Origin of the sequence: Vibrio sp. 10N.261.52.A1 (genome assembly GCF_002876325.1) — a bacterium.
Lineage (GTDB): Bacteria > Pseudomonadota > Gammaproteobacteria > Enterobacterales > Vibrionaceae > Vibrio > Vibrio chagasii.
The window spans coordinates 1-637 of sequence record NZ_MCYD01001429.1 but is presented as its reverse complement, the minus strand read 5'-3'; the positions used below and the strand labels follow the sequence as shown (position 1 = coordinate 637).

Annotated in this window: 1 protein-coding gene; it reads left to right on the top strand. The window is 40.7% G+C overall.

The annotated features are described in order from the left end of the window. Positions 1 to 169: 169 nt before the first annotated feature. Positions 170 to 637 (top strand): transcription elongation factor GreA (greA, locus tag BCT81_RS28790; protein ID WP_102426643.1); only part of this gene is annotated, 468 nt, incomplete at its 3' end.

Genomic DNA, 637 nt, shown 5'->3' with positions numbered 1-637 from the left:
TGTCTGTAATTTAGACCTAGATACAGCTTTTATAACGCAAAGTGGAATAAAGATGATTTAGCCATAAAGTTTGTTTACACTAAGCCAAATCGTTTTGTTTCTACTACCCAATAAAGTACGTTGGGTGTATTTATGTTGGCCAAAGAAAGCTTTGGCATAGAGGTAAAAAATGGAAAAGGTTCCAATGACAGTACGTGGCGCTCAGCAGCTGCGTGACGAATTAGATCGCCTACTTAAGCTACGCCCTGTTATCTCAGCAGCTATTGGTGAAGCACGTGAATTAGGTGATTTAAAAGAGAACGCTGAATACCATGCAGCTCGTGAAGAGCAGGGTATCTGTGAAGCTCAAATCCGCGACATTGAATACAAACTTTCAATGGCTCAGATCATCGATGTAACTCAGATGGAAAATACGGGTAAGATTATCTTTGGTACAACAGTCACTCTGATTGATGTTGATACAGACGAAGAGTACCGTTACCAAATTGTTTCTGAAGACGAAGCTGATATCAAAACTGGCCGTATCTCAGTGAAATCACCAATTGCTCGTGGTCTTATCGGTAAGATGGAAGGCGACGAAGTGATGATTTCGACTCCTGGCGGTGATAAAGATTACGAAATCGACAAAGTAGAATAT